This window comes from Acinetobacter johnsonii (assembly GCF_048551975.1).
GTDB lineage: Bacteria > Pseudomonadota > Gammaproteobacteria > Pseudomonadales > Moraxellaceae > Acinetobacter > Acinetobacter johnsonii_A.
Map to the genome: position 1 here is coordinate 1 of NZ_JBIMCF010000166.1, position 292 is coordinate 292.

A 292-nucleotide genomic window follows, 5' to 3' on the forward strand; every position below is an offset into this window, starting at 1 on the left:
GTGCAATTCAAGATATTGAAGCACCACAAGATACCTCTGACATCGAGATGGGCAGTGCGATTCAAGAAACTGAACCTTCACAAAACACTTTAGACGTCGAAACAGACAGTGCATTTCTTGAAACACCTGCAACCAACGATGAAGCTGCTGCAGAGATTCAAATGGATGCTGCAATCATTGATGCGGCAGAAGCAGAAGAACATTATTTTGATCCTGCAGCATTGCTGCATCAGCCGAGTTATGTTGCGCCTGTGAGCGCGGAACAACTGAGCAAACCTCAGTATGTGCGTGC

The 292-nt window shown here is 46.2% G+C and carries 1 protein-coding gene; it reads left to right on the top strand.

Going from position 1 to position 292, the window contains the following annotated elements; genetic code table 11:
• Positions 1 to 292: hypothetical protein (locus ACG9ZB_RS17080; protein WP_419326830.1), on the top strand; the 292-nt coding region annotated here is incomplete at both ends.